19 protein-coding genes, 1 pseudogene and 1 CRISPR repeat array (1 of these 21 cut by a window edge) are annotated in these 15,325 nt (G+C 68.1%); of the genes and pseudogenes, 8 read left to right on the top strand and 12 right to left on the bottom strand.

What is annotated here, in order from left to right; genetic code table 11:
- Positions 1-38: 38 nt before the first annotated feature.
- The 9 genes and pseudogenes from ABZX65_RS09935 to ABZX65_RS09895 form a co-directional block, all read right to left on the bottom strand.
- A pseudogene (locus ABZX65_RS09935) lies at positions 39-209 on the bottom strand (helix-turn-helix domain-containing protein); the annotation flags it as partial.
- A 165-nt stretch (positions 210-374) separates the two neighbouring features.
- Positions 375-683 (bottom strand): DUF6303 family protein, encoded by a 309-nt coding sequence (locus ABZX65_RS09930; protein WP_355336585.1) that lies wholly within the window; start codon positions 681-683, stop codon positions 375-377.
- 2 nt (positions 684-685) lie between these two features.
- On the bottom strand, positions 686-1,303 hold the full coding sequence (locus ABZX65_RS09925) for a hypothetical protein (protein WP_355336584.1): 618 nt from the start codon (positions 1,301-1,303) through the stop codon (positions 686-688).
- A gap of 105 nt (positions 1,304-1,408) precedes the next feature.
- Entirely contained in the window at positions 1,409-1,651 is a 243-nt protein-coding gene (locus tag ABZX65_RS09920) for a hypothetical protein (RefSeq protein ID WP_355336583.1), read from the bottom strand.
- Between the two features lie 31 nt (positions 1,652-1,682).
- Positions 1,683-1,877 (bottom strand): hypothetical protein, encoded by a 195-nt coding sequence (locus tag ABZX65_RS09915; RefSeq protein ID WP_355336582.1) that lies wholly within the window; start codon positions 1,875-1,877, stop codon positions 1,683-1,685.
- On the bottom strand, positions 1,877-2,128 hold the full coding sequence (locus ABZX65_RS09910; protein WP_355336581.1) for a hypothetical protein: 252 nt from the start codon (positions 2,126-2,128) through the stop codon (positions 1,877-1,879). Before ABZX65_RS09910 ends, ABZX65_RS09915 begins: the two co-directional genes overlap by 1 nt.
- A 131-nt stretch (positions 2,129-2,259) precedes the next feature.
- Positions 2,260-4,278: a cell division protein FtsK gene (locus tag ABZX65_RS09905; RefSeq protein ID WP_355336756.1), complete on the bottom strand. Its 2,019-nt coding sequence runs from the start codon at positions 4,276-4,278 to the stop codon at positions 2,260-2,262.
- Between the two features lie 176 nt (positions 4,279-4,454).
- The gene (locus tag ABZX65_RS09900; RefSeq protein ID WP_355336755.1) at positions 4,455-5,570 is read right to left on the bottom strand and encodes a hypothetical protein; all 1,116 of its coding nucleotides are present in this window, start codon (positions 5,568-5,570) and stop codon (positions 4,455-4,457) included.
- Positions 5,571-5,629: 59 nt separating this feature from the next.
- The gene (locus ABZX65_RS09895) at positions 5,630-5,917 is read right to left on the bottom strand and encodes a hypothetical protein (protein WP_355336580.1); all 288 of its coding nucleotides are present in this window, start codon (positions 5,915-5,917) and stop codon (positions 5,630-5,632) included.
- A 369-nt stretch (positions 5,918-6,286) separates the two neighbouring features.
- Between ABZX65_RS09895 and ABZX65_RS09890 the strand changes: the two genes are divergently transcribed.
- The 3 genes from ABZX65_RS09890 (at position 6,287) to ABZX65_RS09880 (ending at position 8,829) form a co-directional block, all read left to right on the top strand.
- On the top strand, positions 6,287-7,075 hold the full coding sequence (locus tag ABZX65_RS09890) for a GntR family transcriptional regulator (protein WP_355336579.1): 789 nt from the start codon (positions 6,287-6,289) through the stop codon (positions 7,073-7,075).
- Positions 7,072-7,842 carry a glycosyltransferase family 2 protein gene (locus ABZX65_RS09885; RefSeq protein ID WP_355336578.1) on the top strand — a complete coding sequence of 257 codons (771 nt, stop codon included), beginning with the start codon at positions 7,072-7,074 and terminating at the stop codon, positions 7,840-7,842. Before ABZX65_RS09890 ends, ABZX65_RS09885 begins: the two co-directional genes overlap by 4 nt.
- A gap of 207 nt (positions 7,843-8,049) precedes the next feature.
- Positions 8,050-8,829, top strand: a complete 780-nt coding sequence (locus ABZX65_RS09880; protein WP_355336577.1) for a hypothetical protein — start codon at positions 8,050-8,052, stop codon at positions 8,827-8,829.
- A 58-nt stretch (positions 8,830-8,887) separates the two neighbouring features.
- On the opposite strand, the gene ABZX65_RS09875 is transcribed toward ABZX65_RS09880, so the two are convergent.
- On the bottom strand, positions 8,888-9,643 hold the full coding sequence (locus tag ABZX65_RS09875; protein ID WP_355336576.1) for a GntR family transcriptional regulator: 756 nt from the start codon (positions 9,641-9,643) through the stop codon (positions 8,888-8,890).
- 78 nt (positions 9,644-9,721) lie between these two features.
- Here ABZX65_RS09875 and ABZX65_RS09870 point away from each other — a divergent pair, with 78 nt between their 5' ends.
- The 4 genes from ABZX65_RS09870 to ABZX65_RS09855 all read left to right on the top strand — a co-directional run bounded on the left by ABZX65_RS09870 (position 9,722) and on the right by ABZX65_RS09855 (position 12,003).
- Positions 9,722-10,000 (top strand): hypothetical protein, encoded by a 279-nt coding sequence (locus ABZX65_RS09870; protein WP_355336575.1) that lies wholly within the window; start codon positions 9,722-9,724, stop codon positions 9,998-10,000.
- 284 nt (positions 10,001-10,284) lie between these two features.
- Positions 10,285-11,037, top strand: a complete 753-nt coding sequence (locus ABZX65_RS09865; protein ID WP_355336574.1) for a GntR family transcriptional regulator — start codon at positions 10,285-10,287, stop codon at positions 11,035-11,037.
- The gene (locus ABZX65_RS09860; protein WP_355336573.1) at positions 11,034-11,465 is read left to right on the top strand and encodes an ATP-binding protein; all 432 of its coding nucleotides are present in this window, start codon (positions 11,034-11,036) and stop codon (positions 11,463-11,465) included. The genes ABZX65_RS09865 and ABZX65_RS09860 overlap by 4 nt, the downstream gene beginning before the upstream one ends.
- Before the next feature lie 13 nt (positions 11,466-11,478).
- Positions 11,479-12,003, top strand: coding sequence for a hypothetical protein (locus ABZX65_RS09855; protein ID WP_355336572.1), 525 nt, complete (start codon positions 11,479-11,481; stop codon positions 12,001-12,003).
- A gap of 63 nt (positions 12,004-12,066) precedes the next feature.
- On the opposite strand, the gene ABZX65_RS09850 is transcribed toward ABZX65_RS09855, so the two are convergent.
- Together ABZX65_RS09850 and ABZX65_RS09845 are read right to left on the bottom strand one after the other, a co-directional pair.
- Complete coding sequence (locus ABZX65_RS09850; protein ID WP_355336571.1) at positions 12,067-12,990, bottom strand: FkbM family methyltransferase; 924 nt, start codon at positions 12,988-12,990, stop codon at positions 12,067-12,069.
- 85 nt (positions 12,991-13,075) lie between these two features.
- Positions 13,076-14,311 (bottom strand): amidohydrolase family protein, encoded by a 1,236-nt coding sequence (locus ABZX65_RS09845; protein ID WP_355336570.1) that lies wholly within the window; start codon positions 14,309-14,311, stop codon positions 13,076-13,078.
- Between the two features lie 240 nt (positions 14,312-14,551).
- On the opposite strand from ABZX65_RS09845, the gene ABZX65_RS09840 reads away from it, so the two are divergent.
- Positions 14,552-15,067, top strand: a complete 516-nt coding sequence (locus ABZX65_RS09840) for a hypothetical protein (protein WP_355336569.1) — start codon at positions 14,552-14,554, stop codon at positions 15,065-15,067.
- A gap of 252 nt (positions 15,068-15,319) precedes the next feature.
- Positions 15,320-15,325: direct repeats of the CRISPR family, unit length 29 nt; it runs 1,854 nt beyond the window's last position.

Here is a 15,325-nt window from a genome sequence, read left to right as displayed (position 1 = left end):
AGAGACGCTCACCCCCAACGTCATCGTTTCGGAGGGCGTCAGAAGGCGGACTCTTCGTGGCCCTCAAGCCAGGAGTCGAGGTCGCCGCGGCGCACGCGGAGCTGGCCGTTCGGCAACTTGATGCACTTCGGCGCCTTGCCGCGCGCCCGCATGCGGTAGAAGGCGGACCGGGACATGCCGATCTCGTCCAGGACTTCGGGGAGTTTGAGGCTCGGGTGCCGCGTCGGCGGACGCGGGCGGCCCGGCGCGCGGCTGCCGCGCTGCGAGGGCGACGAGTTGTGGGGCATGCTGGGGGCTCCTCCTGTGTCGTGTTCGGGATGGGAGGGCCGGGGCAGCGGGTGTTCTTGGCGGATTGGCCGCTGCCCCGGGCGGAGTCAGGTGTCGGTGGGGTCGTCGGTCGGCGTGGCCGGGGCAACCTTGACGCTGGCGATCAGGGAGACGGTGCCTTCGGGGTCGCCCTCGAAGAAGGTCTCCATCCACTCCCAGGCGGTGTCGGCGGTGAGCGGTGCGTAGCCGAGGGCACGCAGAGCGGCGGTACGGGCGCTGACGGTGGGGACACCGTCGCCGACCGGGAACGGGACGTGCGCCCAGCGGGATTCGTCGGGCTCGGCGACGAAGACCTCCCAGGCGGCGCCGTCCCAGGAGTGGATCATGTGGGCGTTCAGGGGGCGGGTGTAGGCCACGGTCAACCCGCCTGGAGGAAGCCGTGGGCGTCCGCGAAGCGGATGAGGTGCTGGAGGGTGCGCCCGGCGCGCTCGCCGTAGGCGTACGCCAGGTCGGCGACGGTGGTGGAGAACTCCGCTTCCCCGTGGGCTTCGGCGGCGTTCTGCGCCTGCTCGCTCTCGATGATCCGGGCGCGGAGGTCGGCGAGTTCGTGGCCTCCGGCGTCGCTGGTGACGGACTGGCTGACGTCGGGGATGCCGTCCGCGGTCACGGTGTAGTTGCCGTGGCGGTCGCGGGGGAGTTCGACGTGTCGGGGGCGCTCGCTGCGCAGGACGGCGGCGATGGCTGCGGCGGTGCCGTACGCGTAGCCGAGCGCCGCGTTCTCGTACAACTCCTTCGTCTGGTGCTCCAGGACCATGTAGAGGTCGCTGAGCTGCCAGAGCGCTTCGTCGTGCGGGCGGACGGGTTCGGCGTCGGGGACGGTGAGGACACCGACGACGGGGACGATGCGTGCGGGGTCGGCGGTCCACGCGGTGTGGCGGGCGTGGCTGTGGGCGGTGCGCAGTTCACGGGCGGCTGCGCCGAGGGCGTACACGCTGTCGGTCAGGCTGAGGTGCCAGTCCGGGGCGATGGCGGGCATGGGGTTCCTCCGTTGGGCGGGCCGGGCGGGCTGTCCGGTCCTCCGCGCGATCCCAACCCCCGTCTATGGATGAGGGGTTGGGCTCGCACGGGGATCGTCAGGCCTTCAGGCGAGGTGCGGGAGGACGGGGGCGCCGACGGAGGTGGCCTGGAGGACCGTGCGCAGGTCGCCGCCGACGGCCGCGAGCCGCTGCTCGATGGCCTGCCAGGACTCGGGGTCGATGGCCATGAGACCGGCGACGGCGGTGGGGCCCTGGCCGAGTTCGAGGGCGGTGAGGACGTCGCGGAGTTCGCTGATGGCCATCAGGGAGATGCGCGGCTGGGATGCCGCGAGTGCGGGCGTGCACATGAAGTTGCCTCCTTACGAGGACACTTGACGGCTACTTGCCGGAGTTGGGGATCGCGTCCCTGAGCGCGGACATGATCTGGTCGATCGAGGGCGCGGCGTTGCTGCGTGCGAGGTAGAAGCCGAAGAGCAGCGCGACGACGGCGGCCCCGGCCCCGACCGCGCGGTAGCGCGTGAGCAGGGCGAGCAGCGCGCCGAAGAGCACGAGCGCGGAAATGCTGAAGGCCATCAGCGCGTCCCCTCCCGGTGCAGCCGGGTCGCGACGTTGTAGAGCTGACGTCCGACGCGGACCCGCTGCCCGTATCCACGGCAGCGTCGGCACTCCCGGCCGCGCACGATCCGGCCGCGCCGGTTCTGCTTGACCTTGAAGCCGAATCCGCGGCACCTGCGGCAACTGCCGAGCGGACTCGCGGCGCACAATGCGGCGTAACAGAGTCCCGCGATGACGATGAGCGCTATAGCGCTGACGAGCGAAGGCATGAGAACCCCTTCCAGGGCGGAATCAGGGCATGCGTGAAGTGGGCCGCTAGCGGCTAGATGCCAGGTCAGAAGACCTTTGGGGCGCTAGCGGGGGCGCTAGACCTAGCGGGGCGCGGTGCTAGCCGGAGTCGCTAAGCGGCGGCGCTGTCGCCGTCACGCTGCGCTATGGCGGCGAGCACGTCGGCGCGCCGAACCCCACGCCGATTCGCGCCCTTGCCGTCCTCCGTCGTGCCCCACACCTGCACGGTGCGGATGCCGTACGGCTTTACGGCGGAGGCCAGTTGCTCAGGGCTCCACTCGCTGTAGACGTCCGGCCGGAGTTCGGCGAGGCGGGCGATGATGTCCTCGCTCCAGGTCTTCGACGTCCCGGACGGGATGGCGGTGAGCAGATCGGCGAGCAGGTCGTACGAGGGGGAAGCTCCGCCCTCGGGTTCCTCGCCGAGGGCGTGCCCGGTGAGGCGACCCGCCGCCTTGCGCAGTTCGTACAGACGCAGCGCGAGCGCGTCAGCCGTGGGCGCGTCGAGATAGACGGAGCGCACGATCCGTGCGTCCGAGCCCTCGCCGACGAACCACGCGATGCCCTTGTCGGCCCAGGCCAGCAGATTCGCGCGGATGCCGCGCTTGTACGAGCCAGTGCCGAGGACCATGTCGTTCTCGATCTGACCCATGACCTTCAGGCACCAACGCAGCGTGGCATTCGCTGAGATGCCGGTCGGCAGTGACTTGGAGTCGGGCCGCTGTGTGGCGAGCAGCAACGTCATCCCGAGTGCGGGGCCGCGCTTGACGAGGTCGGTGCAGTGCTCCTCGAACTCAGCGCCATACGTGGGGTGTTCGAACCACTTCTGGCACTCGTCCACGCCGATGAGGATGGGGTGCAGGCCGAGCTTCCTCATGTCCGCCAGCGTGGACGTGACCTTGGACTCGGGACAGAGATCCTTGGGCAGTTCGCGAAGGACCTTCGCCCGTCGCCTCAACTCGGCGCGCAGCTCGCGGAGATCGGCGAGGGCGTAGGCGATGTCCTCGTCCTCCTCGCCCGCCCGGTAGCGGTGGGCGACGCGGCCGACCGTCGACAGGTCGCCCGTCCCCTTGAGGTCGTACGCGTGGATCTCCGCGCGCAGGTCCATGCACGCGATCAGGAGCAAGAGCCGTAGTAGGAAGGTCTTGCCCATCCTGGGCACGGCGCCGACGATCCCGGAGACGTACATCAACGACGTCAGCACCCACCGCCCGCGCTGATCGGTAGCGAACGGCTGCGCTTTGAAGAGGTCGAGCGGTTTGAAGTCCAGGAGCGGCCACTTCGGTTGCCTCGTCTGCGACATGTCCTGATCGCCGACCCACAGCCGCAACCGCCCGGTGTGCTCGTCCGGCACCGCCTCCGGCCATACGCAGCCGAGCGGACGCCGCAGTCCGGACGCCAGCCGTTCGCGGCGGTCGATCACGTCCGTGACGGTGACGCCGTACGGGAGGTCGCCCTCGGCGAGCCAGCCGGGGCCGTCGCGGGTGATGGGCGCGGTGAAGGCGAAACCGGGACCGCCCTTGGCCTGAGCCTGGTTGATCGCGGGGATGCCGAGCGCTCCGAGGGCCCGCAGCACGATGTCACTCGTCAGCTTCGTGGCCTTGGGAATCTCCACAGCCCTGTGGATAACCGGATCATCTGCCGGTTGGCCGAGCCGTCCCAGAGCCGCGGTGGCCACCACACCTGATATCGCGACCAGCCAGCCCGGCGCCAGGACGTACGACCCGAGGGCGACGACCGGCCCGACGACCGAGACGACGATGCCGACAACCGCACGCCACCGCACTCGCCGGTCACGCTGCCGCGAGAGCTTCAGGTACTCCTCGATGTCGCCGCGCGTGGCCGCGGCCTGCCGCAACGGCTCACCCTCGGCGTCGACCAGCCACCGCAGCGATCCACCGACGAAACGGGCGACGCCACGGGGCGCGCGGAGCGTAAGCCTCAGCGCGTACCAGGGTGTACGCACCGCGTGATACGCGCTCACGTGTCCGGCGTACACGGCGACGCCGTGCGCCGCCGACTCGAACTCACGTCGCGACCGCGCCCACGCCGGGACGACCGGCCGTCGCTTGGCGCCGCGTACGCGATCGATCAGCCCAGGGCCAGTCGGGCTGCGGGGCTTGTCGACTTCGATTGACCCGTCAGGGTCTGCCGTCTCTTCCGGGGCGAGCCCTAACGGCGCTCGCCCCGGGTCTTGCCTCTCGTGGTTCACTGGCGATTCCTTTCCTGGTTGGGAGGGAACGCCGGGGCCTGGCCCTACCCGCCAAAGCAGCGGCCGGGCCCCGGTGTTGAGAAGTGAGCGGCGAGCCGTCAAGGCTGCTTCGCCGTACGCGCTGATCCGGCCGGGCCGTTCACTGGACGGGGACCGCGTTCTGCGTCGAGCCGTACGAACACGCCGTGTACGTAGCTCGGCGCCCGTGTCGCCCGCCGCGCCGTTTCGCGGACGCTGAGACCGTCGGCCCAACCGTGCTCGATGGCCGCCATGGCCTCGGCGGTACCGAGCTTGGCGGGCGTGCGTTCAGGTGATCGGCCGCCGTCGTCCGGGTCATCCATCGGCGGAAGGTCGGTGAACAGCGTGCGCGGGTAACGGCGGATGTTCGCGGTGGCCCGTGCCATCTCGTCGCGTGTGCGCGCGGCGAGGGCGAACGCGGTGGGGTCCGGTGAACGTTCATCCCACGGCGACATCAATTCAACGGTCGCCAGCGCGGTTGCGTTCCGCCGCGCGGCGAGTTGGTCGAGCAGTACGCGGCGCTGCTCGCGGTCGTTGCCGACCGAGGACTTGGCGACCGCGACGGACAGGCGCCGCGCGATCCCGCGCCCGCGCCGCTTCCCACGGTCGGTGGGACTCATCTCGGCGAGGCGGGACGCGAGAGCGACCGCTCGTACGGTGGCCCGGTCGCGGGTGATCTGCGCCGCGTCCCGCTGCCGCTCGGCGATGCCGAGGCGAGAGAGGAGTCGTTCACGCAACTCCCTTGCGACCAGGGTGCCGAAGCCGTTGGACGATGCCTCGGGCTTGCGGTGCCGAAGCTCGATTCCCATGGCGAGGTGCCACAGCATCGCGGCCATCACCGGACCGACGAAGGCGCGTACGGTCCCGCCGACCAGGCCGGACTCGGCGTACGCCGGGATGATCTGCACCCCGGTGATGACCCACACCAGGACTCCGGGGACGCCCGGCGCCGCGTTAGGCCCGTTGAGGTTCTGCCGGGCCATCAATGCGGTTGCGAACAGGGCGAGTTCGGCTGCGCCGAACATCGCGGCGCGCTCGACCGTACCCGCCATGTCGAGGTAGTCGGCGGCGAAGCGCCAGGACGTATCCGCGCTGTAGGCGGTGCAGCCGATCGCCGCGAGGGCGGCGACCCGGATGGCGGGAGTACCCCGGCTGCGGTTATGTCCGATGAGCCAGACGAGGGCGACGGCGACCAGGGCGACGCAGACGTACGCCGCGTCGAGCGTGCTGGCAACGGGTCGAGGCGGGGCCGCGATCACCCCGCCTCCCCCGCTCGACTCGGCCGCACCGTGTGGCGACTGCTCCTCAGCAGCGCGACGCCGCCGAGCCACAGTGCGCAGAGCGCGTCTTCCCTGGTGATGTGGTCGGACGCGCCCTCTTCCAGCAGTTCCGCGAGCACTTCGCGGGCTGCCTCCACACGGGCGGCGCGTTGTTCGTCCGACTCGTCCGGGGGACCGAGGAACAGTTCCCGGAAGTGGTCAGGGGCGTCCGCTAACTCACATTCGTCGTCGACGACGTCGCAGCGGCCTCCATACGTACACATGGCTCTCTCCTGAGGCTGAGGGGTGGGAGAGCCGACGGCGCTGTCTGCGATCTGACGACGGCTGTTGCTGCCACCGGCTCTGGGAGCGAGTGGTCATGACCTCCGGCACCGCAGCTCAGGGCCGCCGTGCCGGGATCAAAAGCACTCGTTCGTTCAGGCACTCTGTGGAGTTTTCAAGGAGCTGGCGCTGCCTTCGGACCCTTGTCGCGGGGCCCTCCGGGCGTCCTTCTCACATCTATCCTCAAGAGAACCTGTCCTCAAGTCCTCTTTAGGAGTGGAAACGACTATGAGGCATGGGTCACTCACTCGTCAAGACCTCTTGATGACTTGTATCCTGGGGCTGCTAACGGATCAGGACGGTGAGGCCCCATGGCCAAGGCATACGAGCGGATCGCTGACGATCTCCGTCAGCTCATCCGTGCAGGTGAACTGCATCCTGGTGACCAACTGCCCTCTGAGACCAAGCTCGTTGAGCAGTACGGGAAGAGCCTTCCGACCCTCCGGCAAGCGCTCAGCCTGCTTCAGGCCGAGGGCCTGATCGAGAAGGTGCACGGCCGCGGCAACTTCGTCCGCCGCCCCCGGACCCTCGTCCAGCGCACCAATGGCCGTCACCAGTGGGAGAAGGACCGCGCTCGCGAGCCCGAGCCCCAGCGGGCCCAGACTGGTTCGACCGAGCGCGACACCGGTCTCGAACTGAACGACCTCGTCTTCTACGCCGCGTACCGCGAGATCAAGGCGGAGGAGGAGATCGCCGAGGCGTTCGGTGTCCCGGTCGGGACCGCGCTCCTGGAGCGGACCTACCGCACTCGGTATCGGGCGGAGAGCGCGCCGTTCAACCTCGTACGGTCCTACCTCGTCCGGGACGTGGTCGCGGAGAACCCTGATCTCCTGGATGAGACCAAGGAGCCCTGGCCAGGGGGGACGCAGAGCCAGCTCTTCACCGTGGGAATCGAGTTGGGCCGGATCGAGGAGCGCATCACCGCCCGCCCGCCGACCGCTGAGGAAGCGGAGGAGCTGGGGCTGCCACCGGGGACTTCCGTCCTCGTCCTCCGCAAGACCTCGTACGACATCGAGGGCCGCCCGGTCGACATCTCCGACGTCACGTTGCCCGGTGACCGCACGGAACTGCTCTTCACCACCGACCTGGAAAGGTGGTGAACGCCGTGACCCGGCGCACCATCGACGTCATCACCGCCGTCCACGAACCGGCCGCGCCGTATCTCGCGGACGCGTACAAGTCGCTGGTCAGCCAGGAACTTCCGGACGGCTGGGACTGGCACTGGATCATCCAGGAGGACGGTAAGGGCGACGCGGTCGCCCCGTTCGTACCTGACGACCCGCGTGTGACTTTCGGCCAGGGGCGCCCTGGCGGCCCCGGCGTCGCGCGCATGATGGCGATGGCCCACGCGGGCGGCGACTACGTCAAAGTCCTCGACGCGGACGACCAGTTGACGCCCGGCGCCCTGGCCCGCGACCTGGCCCTCCTGGAAGCCGACCCCACCCTCGGCTGGACCACCTCCCGCGTCCTGGACCTCCTCCCTGACGGCTCCACCGCAGGCTTCGACCAGGACCCTGACGGCGGCCCCGTCGAACGCGGCGCCGTCTTCGACCACTGGAAAGCCCACAACTTCCGCGCCCAGGTCCACCCCGCAACCCTCTTCGTCCGCCGAGACCTCCTCCTGGCCCTAGGCGGCTGGATGGCCCTCCCCGCCTCCGAGGACACCGGCCTCCTCCTCGCCCTGAACGTCGTGAGCCGCGGCTACTTCACCCGCAAATACGGCCTGCTCTACCGCAAGTGGGAAGGCCAAGCCACGGCCCAGCCCACCCACACCGACGAGGCAGAGCGCGAAGCCCGCATGGCCGTAGTCGGCGCCCGCGCGGCAGCGCTCATGTCGGCGGCGTGGACGGCAGGTGGTCGAGGTTGATCACCGATGGTTTCCTGACACCTTCGAGACGGTCATCTTCTTGGTGCCGCGTCGGCTGTTCGGCGGAGCTGTGTCCGCACCGCTGAACTGCGTGTTCGCCATGTGTGATGTAGATCACTCAAAATAATTCAAGAGTCATTGCCGAATACGCCTTCCCCCGTCGCCAGTAGAAGAGACGCTCATCGACAGTCGAGAAGGGCACACGCAATGACTCTCGGGCCGGTCACAGCACCAAGAGGCGAAGAGGGGTTCGACTACATCGATTTGTGCTACCCGACATCCGACGTCACGTCGCGTTACAACATGATCACGGGCACGTATCCGCCTAGGGCGGCGCTTACGCCGCGCGAGCGAGCGATGTTTGCCTATGTTGCAACTATGCAAGCCCGATGCTGGTACTGGCAGGGTGATCCGCTGGCCTCCCTTTTGACGGGCCGCGAAGCCGCGGTCTGCGGTCACGACGACGCTGTTGACTACGTCGCGCGTTCCACGCTCGGGTTCAGCCAGGCAAAGGCGGCAAGTTGGAGGGAGGCTGTTTCTACTGCTCTCCTCGGTGACTGGGTGCCCCTTCTCGGGGAGGAGGATGCTTCACTGATCGTGCCGCGCCACGTGAAACGTGAGGCAAGCCGCGTGCACAGACAACTCAAGCCGCTGTGGGAACACCAAGCGGGGGGTCGAAGGGTCGCCCTGCTCAACACTCCAATCGCTGATGGCTTGACTTTAGGGGACTTGGTTGCGGCCAAGACACGGCCGGACGCGGACCTGCTCCCGGAGATCGAGACCATCCTGATGGAGCTTGGTGCAGATGAGCTGGATGTGGCGCTAGCTTGGGCACGCGACCCAGCAATTCGCAGTTGGGCCGAGGCGGCCCGCTCAACAGGCGCTCCAAATCCCGAGAAGCTCGGTGAACGGGTGCGCCGTAAGCTTCGTCGGCTAGGCGACAAGTACGCGAAGGGCACGGCCCGCGCACAGGAGGCAAGACCGTAACGCCCATGGAGTGCCGTCGAATCGGAGTACGCCGCATCTCGGGCTTAACTGACGCTGGCTAGGAGGTGACGGGGACCTCGTAGACGATCTCGCACAAGGCGGCGGGCACCACGATGTCCGCCGTCTCTACCGGTTGGCCATCGTCGCTGTAGTACGTGCGCCTGATGTGGGTGACCAGTGAGCCGCGTTGGATGCCGAGGAGGGTGGCCTCTTCGGTGGTGGCGACGCGGGGCTCGGGGCGCTCGACGGCGTGGCTGACCGTGATGCCGATTTCTGCCATGCGGGTGACGACTCCGGCGCCGGCGTGCGGGCCGCCCTCCGGGAGTACGACCAGCGTGCCGGCCGTCAGGGCGTAGGGCTCCCAACTGGTCGAGAGCTGGACGGGTTTGCTGTCCGCCAGGAATTCGTAGGCGGTGCGCACGGCCAGGTCCCCCTCGGCGATGCCGAGACGGGCCGCGATGTCAGCCGGTACCGGCACCTTGGCCTCGGTCCGGCTCTCCCACGTCCCACGCTTGCCGAGCGCGGACATGTCCGCGCGGAACGGCGATCCGCCAGCCTGCTCGCGGTAGGTCGCGCGCACGATGCGGACGCGTTCGCGCGGCGCGGCCACGTACGTCCCTGATCCCGCGCGCCCTTCGAGGATGCCGCGCGAGATCAGCAGCTCCTGAGCGCGCCGGATGACGTTCTCGCCGACGCCGTGCTCCTGGGCCAACTCGCCGCGGGACGGCAGGCGGTCTCCGGGTGTCCACTCCTGGCTTTCGATGCGCTCGCGGAGCACGTCGGCGATGCGGAGATAGGGCGGCTGCTCAGGCATGTGGACAATCTAGTCCACTAGCTCTAATCTAGTTAACTAGCTTCACTGAGAGTGCTTCCGAGGTGACGGAGATGCGTTGTGCCCGAACCCGAAGCCCGCACCGAGGACATCCGCGCGGGCCTCGCCGCCGTAGGACTCACCCCGGCCGTGAAGGAGTACCGGGACCACACGCGGATTGAGGCTGCGTTGCCCGCCGCGTTCCCCACCGAAGCGTGGGGCGAGGTGCTGGCACTGCTCGCCACGGCGGACTGGTTCGGCCTCGCCGACAGCGGCGCACGCGGCCGTTCGTTATGGGCCGCCGTCACCAAGAACACCCCCACGTCTCCCGACGCCGAGGGACACCACCATCAGCCGTAGGAGCTGACCAGCGTGTTCAACCACATTCGCCACGTTGCTACTTGGATAGCGCGGCAGTGCGCCTCCGCTCCCGGGCGTCACCGACAACGCCCGTCCGTACAGGGCCCGTTCGCGACGCACGCGAGCCCGCAGACATGGCCTGTCTTACGTCGCCCGCAGCGCTCACAAGCCGCTGTGATCTGGCTCGCCGACGACACCCCGCTCGTCCGCCCGTACGTCCTGAGCCCTGAGGAACGGGCCTGGCGACGCAACCCATCGCTGGCCGGGGAGGTGCTTGCCTCCCCATGACTTCCCGCCATCAGCATGTCGCCGACGACCTCCGCCGCCTCATCACTTCAGGTGCGCTCGCGGTCGGCGAGCGGCTGGCGCCGGAGACCCGGCTCGCCGCCCGCTATCACGTCAGTACGCCGACTCTCCGTGATGCCCTAGAACTGCTCCGCACGGAGGGGTTGATCGAGAAGTTCCAGGGGCGCGGCAACTTCGTCCGCCGACCGCCCCAACGCCTCACCTACCCGGGTGTGGCCGTCGATGGCGATGACGGTCTCCAAGTGATCGTCAGCTCAGCGGACATCACCGCGACCGGAGACCTGGCCGCCCGGCTCCGCACACCGCCGGACGCGCCGATCACCCAATACGTCTGCCTGAGCCATCGCGACGACTCCCCGCAGGGGCTCGCGCACCTCTACATTCCCCACGCCGTCACCCGTGCGACCAGCGATGTCAGGAACCCCCCTGTCAGCGCGTCTCCTTGGGCTGACGACATCGTCCGCAGCCTCACCACTGCGACGGGCGAGCCCGTGGCGAACAGCACCGACCTGGTCACCGCCCGATTCCCCACGGGGGCGGAAGCACAGTCGCTGCGGATCGCCACCCGTACACCCGTCCTCTCGATCGAGCGCACCATCACCGCCGACGACGGCCAGGTGTTGGCGTACGTCCTTCTCGTACTCCCCGGCGATCGTGCGGAGGTCGCCTTCGTCACTCCGATCGACAAGAAGACCGACAAGAAGACCGACAAGAAAGCGGAGACGCGATGAGCGCACTGCCCTGTCCCGAGAGCGCCACGCTGGTCTGGGTGCGTCGGTGGTCTCGCAGCCCCCGGCGCGTCCAACAGGCGCGGCGCGAACTGCGAGATGTGCTGAATGCCTGGGGGCTGGGCGAGTTGGCTGAATCAGCCGAACTCGTCCTGTCCGAACTCCTCACCAACGCGGTTTGCCACGCGCGCCCTCCGTACGGTCGTGAGATCGAGACGCGATGCGAGCGCGAGGGTGGCGGAGTGCGGATCGAGGTGCATGACGCCAGCGAGAAGCGGCCGGTGCTGCGGAAGGTACCGACGGACGCGGAGGAAGGGCGTGGCCTGGCACTGGTCGACGCGATCACGGGCGCGCAGTGGGGAGTGAGCAAGCGCGAAGGAGTCGGCAAGCTCGTGTGGGCGGTTGTCAGTGTCGACGGCAACGCCGAGTAGAGGGGGTCACGCCGTGAGTAGTAGCAACGCAGCGGATTCCCGTACGCGTGATGGGTCGGTGCCCGCGCTCGGGCCGGAGAAGAGGCCGGGCGAGGCCGCCGAAACGGGAGGCCGTACCTGGCGCATCACCACCACCTGTGGCTGCACCGCCTCGGGCTACTTGCCCGACTGGGCCGAGGCCGACCCGAGCGAGACGGGTGTACTCCTTGAGGAACTACCCACGCTGCTCGCCGACATGAACCACTGGGCTCGCTTCCTCGGCCAGCGTCTACCGGTCGCCTGCGATGGCGAAGAGGGGCAGGAGACTGAGGTCTTCCGGACGAGTATCGATTGCAACCCGTACGTCGGCGGCCCGCTGCCGAGGATGCCAGTGGTCAACATCAAGATCGTCGGCAACTACTGGATGCACGCCCTCTCCCCGCCCGCTCTTGCCGAGGTCGCAGCCAAGTTACGGGCTCACGCGGCGCTGTTGGACGACGAGGTACGGCCACGGCTCGTCGCCGCCCGCGAGGACTGGCTCGCCCGTCACGCGACATGATCCCGCAACCTGACGGGCACAGGTCCGGTGCTCCAATTCCCGGAGCGCCGGGCCTTGTTGGCGCTACGGCAGCGTCTCGGCGTCCACCTTGGAGAAAATAAGGTCGCTCTCGTCCGTGACGGGCCCCCGCCAGCGGACGGGTACGGCCGACGGGCCGCGTAGTGCGGACGGATACGTCGCTGCGGCGTATTCGTTGGCGAGCCGGTAGACGTGGAAGCCGTGCTCGCGCATTGAGTCCAGCAACTCCTCTACGGAGTCGCCGAGTTGGGTCATGCGCTCCGGGGTCACCTCGACCGTGATCTCCGCGTCCGGCCGGAGCTGGTCGAGCAGCGGCACCATGCCGCGTACGACGCTGCCCTCCGCGCCCTCGACGTCGATCTTGATGACGCGCGCCTTGGTGATCTCCTCCGCCTCAAGCACCTCGGGCAGCGGGAACGCCTCGATGTCGAACGTCGACTCCGCCGGACCGTCCCACGGCACGATGCTGTTCGCGCCCATGTTGGCGGAGCTGGCCAGTATGAAGGTGAGCGTCTGCTGCTTGTCGGAGACGGCGGTGTGGACGGCGCGGATGTTGGTGAGGTCGTTGAGCCGGGCGTTCTGCTCCAACCGGTCGTTGAAGGCCTGAGACGCTTCGATCGCCACGACCCGCCCCTCGGCGCCGACGAGTTGCGCGGCGAGCACGCTGAAGTACCCCACATTGGCGCCGACATCGACGTACGTGTCCCCGGGCCGGAGCCGCCGCTGGAGCCACTGCGTCATCCGCGGCTCCCATACCCCGAACAGGTAGAGATATCGCTGGATGAGGTCTTGGGTATCGACAGCGAAACGGGCTCCGGTCGTGGATTCGATGACGCGCCGCCGCGGCTCGTCCCGTAGCCGCGGATTGAGGTAGCGACCCGCCAGCGGCGCCTTTCCGAAGGTCCCGGGCGCGTTGCGTACGTACCAGCGCCCGAGGGTGACCAGCGTCTCTGACGTGGGGTTGCTCATCGGATCACCTCTCCACAGGGGCCAACGGGAACCGTAGCACTGCGGGTCGGCCCACTCTCAGAGCTTCGCCGTGGGAGGTGCGGTCTCAGGCGTCGGCGGCCTTACGGTCTCGGTCGAACGGCAGGTCCAGCATCCGGATGGCGTTGCCGCGCAGCAGTTTGTATGTGACCTCGTCGGACAGCCCCGCCATGTGGTCGGCGGCGACCTGCTTGGTGTCGGGCCAGGTGGAGTCGACGTGGGGGTAGTCGGTCTCGAAGGTCGCGTTGTCCTCACCGATGGTGTCCAGGGACGCGACGCCGTGCTTGTCGCGGAAGAAGCAGCAGTAGATCTGCCTGCGGTAGTACGTGGACGGCGGCTCGGGTATCAGGTCCTTGACCCCGCCCCAGGCCCGGTGCTCGCGCCACACGTCGTCGGCCCGCTCCAGCGCGTAGGGCACCCACCCCATCTGGCCCTCGCTGTACGCCAGGGTCAGGCGCGGGAACTTCACCAGTACCCCGGAGAAGAGGAAGTCCATCATCGACGCCATCGCGTTGTTGAAGCTCAGACTCGCCTGCACCGCCGGAGGCGCGTCGGGGGACGCGGCGGGCATCTGCGACGACGACCCGATGTGCATGTTCACCACCGTGCCGGTCTCCTCGCAGGCAGCGAAGAACGGGTCCCAGTAGCCGGAGTGGATCGACGGCAGCCCCAGGTAGGTGGGGATCTCGCTGAAGGTGACGGCGCGCACCCCCCGGGCAGCGTTTCGCTTGATCTCCGCCACCGCGAGGTCGACGTCCCACAAGGGGATCAGGCACAGCGGGATCAGCCGCCCGCCGCTGTCACCGCACCACTCCTCCACCATCCAGTCGTTGTAGGCCCGCACACACGCCAGGGCCACCTCCTTGTCGTGCGCCTCCGCGAACGTCTGTCCACAAAACCGGGGGAAGGTGGGGAAGCAGAGGGATGCCTCGACGTGATTGAGGTCCATGTCCTTCAGCCGCTCGACCGGGTCCCAGCACCCGCGCCGCATCTGCTCCCTGGTGATCCCGTCGAGCGTCATCTCGTCCCGCGAGAACCCCACCGCCGCGATGATCCGCTTGTACGGGAAGAACTCGCCCTCGTACTGCCACCAGTCGGTGAGCTGACCCTCGGGATCGGTGGTGAACCGGTACTTCCCGCCGATGTACGCCAGTTCACCGATCCCCGCCGTCAGCGGCTGCGGTCCCCGCTCGCGGAACTTCTCCGGCAGCCAGGTCGAGAAGAGATGCGCGGGCTCGATCACGTGATCGTCCACGCTGATGATCCTGGGCAGATCCGTGACTACGGCGCCATCGGTGGTCATCTCGGCTGCCTCCCGCGCTCTTTATCTGACGATCCGTCAGATTCACGGTAGGTGCACACGGAGCCAGTGGCAAGAGCCGCAGCGTGCTCTGTCAGCGGGTGGTCACGCCGTACGCCCCCCAAGCGGTGCGATCCCCTCCTAAAATCCTCAAGACGTCTTTACGACTTGCGGGTGGGGGATGGGGACAGCTTGGGGACCTCCGAGCAACTGTTGACGATCGCGGCCGTCCTCCTGGGCGCGATGACCACGTACGTCACCAACTACTGGACCGAGCGGCAGCGCATCCGCCGTGAACAGCTCACCCGCTGGGACAGCAAGAAGCTCGACGCATACGAGAACTATGTCGACGCGGTCCGTGCCAGCGTCTTCCTTGCCGTCGAGCTGTACGAACACCGCGAGGGCATCCGCCGCAGCGATGACCCCGAGTCCCAGATGCTCGCCGACGTGGCCGCCGCTTCCCGTTCCCGGGGCCGCGCCTTCGAACGCATCATGCTTCTGGGCGGTGACGACGTCGTTGAGGCCGCCCACGACCTCAACGCCGCTGCTCTCGCCGTCGACTGGCAGGCCACCGGCAAGACCCCGGACACCCTGGAAGCCTGGCGCGACCGCAACCGCGCCACCTTCCGCGCCATCAACGCGTTCCACGAAACCGCCCGCGTCGACCTCGGCGTCAGCGGCACCGTCACGGGCGACACCCACCCGGACCGAGACCTCTTGCTTCCGCCAGCCCGGCGTGACGATGACGCTGGCGTTTGAGAGTGATGCAGCGCTCTACTCGCTGCTGTCCTTTGGCCGTTCGCAACTCTTGGGTGGCATTCGATGCTAATGATTGACACGAGCGACTCGCTCCCGGCCTGCGGGTCGCTGTGCTGACGAGCGAGTAGGTATCGACCTGATGGCGAATTGCATCAGTATGCGCCAGATGATTACGATAGGGGAGATATGCCGGAGTCTCGTGAAGTAAGTAAAATCGGCTGTCAACCCGCGTAAAGCACCAGGTCACTTCCTCTGCTC

Source organism: Streptomyces sp. NPDC003300 (genome assembly GCF_040610915.1).
Classification (GTDB): domain Bacteria; phylum Actinomycetota; class Actinomycetes; order Streptomycetales; family Streptomycetaceae; genus Actinacidiphila.
This window is presented reverse-complemented; position numbering and strand designations above follow the sequence as displayed.